2 protein-coding genes are annotated in these 2418 nt (G+C 68.7%); both read left to right on the top strand.

Going from position 1 to position 2418, the window contains the following annotated elements; genetic code table 11:
• Positions 1–42: 42 nt before the first annotated feature.
• Positions 43–630, top strand: a complete 588-nt coding sequence (locus VGJ14_18940) for an MFS transporter (protein ID HEY2834504.1) — start codon at positions 43–45, stop codon at positions 628–630.
• Complete coding sequence (locus VGJ14_18935) at positions 582–2090, top strand: IS66 family transposase (GenBank protein HEY2834503.1); 1509 nt, start codon at positions 582–584, stop codon at positions 2088–2090. Before VGJ14_18940 ends, VGJ14_18935 begins: the two co-directional genes overlap by 49 nt.
• Positions 2091–2418: the final 328 nt, after the last annotated feature.

Below are 2418 nucleotides of genomic sequence, written 5' to 3'. Positions count from 1 at the left end.
CGACGAACATCACCGCGACCAGCACCATCGCGGTCACCCACACTGTGCTCACACGCTCGACGGTACCCCCACAGACCGCGATCCCGGTGGGCATCGCCTCGTGCCCACCGCGGTGGTGATGCTTGCCCGACCACCACAGATCGACCGGCTTGCCGCGACCACGATGGGGCCGGCGGCGGCTGCGGTCGGTACGCCTCAGCGTTTCGGCTCGGCTTCATCTTCGTCGCGCTGCTGCTGGCGACGTTCCTGGTGGCGCTGGACCAGACGATCGTCGCCACGACGCTGCCGACGGTCGTCGGCGAGCTGGGCGGCCTGAATCACCTGTCCTGGGTGATGACGGCGTACCTGCTGGCGCAGACGGCGTCCACACCGCTGTATGGCAAGCTCGGCGACCAATACGGCCGCAAGCTCGTGTTCCAGGTCGCGATCATCATCTTCCTGGCAGGCTCCGCGGTAAGCATTCACCGCCGGTGCGGTCTGTTGCGGTGCGTGACGATCTTCGGTGGTGTAGTTGATTCTGGTGCGACACGCCGGGTCTGTGGGTGCGTGCCTGAGCCCGCCGGTTGTGATGATCTTCTCAGGTGTCGGAGCTGGGTGGGTTGTCGCGCGAGAAGCTCATCGCGCTGGTGACCGCCCAGGCCGCGGAGATCGCGGCGTTGCGTGCGGTCAACACGGAGCTGGCGGCGCGGTTGGAGCGGTTGGAGCGGTTGGTGTCGCGCAACAGCGCCAACTCGTCGATGCCGCCGTCGAAGGACGGCGAGCTGGGCAGGACCGCCCCCGATGAGCCGAGCGGGGGGCGACCTGCCGGTGGGGGCGGGCGCAAGCGGGGCAAGCAGCGCGGGGCGGCCGGGGCGAACCTGGACTGGCGGCCCCACCCCGACGAGCAGGTGGACCGGTTCCCCGGGGGCCGCTGCGAGTGCGGCGCCGAGCTGGGCGGGGCGAGTGATCTGGGGGTCAGCGACCGGTTCCAGCAGACCGAGATCCCGCTGGTGTCGGCCACCACCACCCAGTACGAGCAACACACAGTGCGGTGTGGCTGCGGGCGCGAGCACACCGCTGCCCGCCCCGATGGCGCCGGCAGCGGGCGGGTCGGCTACGGGCCGAACCTTCGAGCGTGGTGTGTGTATCTGATGGTGGCCCACGCCCTGCCGGTGCACCGGTGCGCGGCGTTGCTGCAGGCGCTGACCGGCGCGACGCCGTCGGTGGGGTTCGTGCACGCCACGCTCACCCAGGCCGCGGCCGCCATGGAGCAGACCGACCAGCGGATCCGTACCTTGATCACGTTGGCGTACGCGGTGTGCTGTGATGAGACCCCGATCAGGGTCGGACCGCGCACACCGCAGCCGGGTCAGGGCCGGAAGAAGGCCCGCAAGAAGGCCGACAAGTACCTGCTGGTCGCCTGCACCGAGTTCTACACCTGGTACATGCTCGGCGACCGGGACCTGCCCACGTTCAAGGCGTTCATCTTGGCCGATCTGACCGGGGTCGTGGTCCACGACCGCTACAGCCTCTACGACCACCCCGAGGTCGGGAACCTGACCCACCAGCTTTGCTGCCAGCACATCCTGCGTGACCTGGAGGATGCCGCCCAGACCTACCCCGACCAGGTCTGGCCGACGCAGGTCCAGGACGCCCTGCGCGGGCTGATCCACCAGACCAACCTCGCCCGCGACGCCGCAGCGTCCACGACACCCGCGCACCCCTCCGACCGGCTGATCTCACTGTTCCGCCACGGCGTGCGGGTCGGGCTCAGCCAGGTCCGGCGCATCCCCGGCCCCCGATCACGCACCAAGCAGCCAGTCGGGCGGACACTGCTGGAAGTGCTGCGCGACCGGGAGGACGACGTGCTGCGCTTCGCCGGCGACCTGCGCGTGCCACCCACCTCCAACCAGGCCGAACGCGACGTTCGCCCCGCGAAAACCCAACAGAACACCTCCGGACGGCTCACCTCCGAGGCCAGAACCCGAGACCGCTACCGGATCCGCGGAGTGCTCTCCACAGCAGCCAAACACGGACTCGATCAACTCACCGTCATCCGCGACGCCCTCACCGGCCGACCCTGGATCCCGCCACTCCCCGTCCCCACCTGAGCAGCACCCAAACGATCACACCACGACCCGCGCACCACAGGCCGAGTCGTCACACACCGCTACCTCAAACCGCCAGCGGTGAATGTTTACATTCGATGGACCGCTGCGTTCAACGACAACGACGCATTTCGGCCATCATCACTTCCTCAACCAACCGTGGCGCGCTCAAGCAACTCCTCGGGTAGTTCCTCGGTGCAGGCGCTGCTCCATTCTCCCGTGGCATCAGCGCCTCCACAAAACGCGACGGTTCAGTTGATCCCGTGGCGTTTCAGGCAAGGCCGAGCTGTCGGGCGCGGCGGCGCGCCGGGGCTGGGTCGAACGGAGCGCG

The organism is Sporichthyaceae bacterium (assembly GCA_036493475.1).
In the GTDB taxonomy this organism is placed as follows: domain Bacteria; phylum Actinomycetota; class Actinomycetes; order Sporichthyales; family Sporichthyaceae; genus DASQPJ01.
The sequence above is the reverse complement of the archived record's forward strand: the minus strand, read 5'-3'. Positions and strand labels throughout refer to the sequence as shown.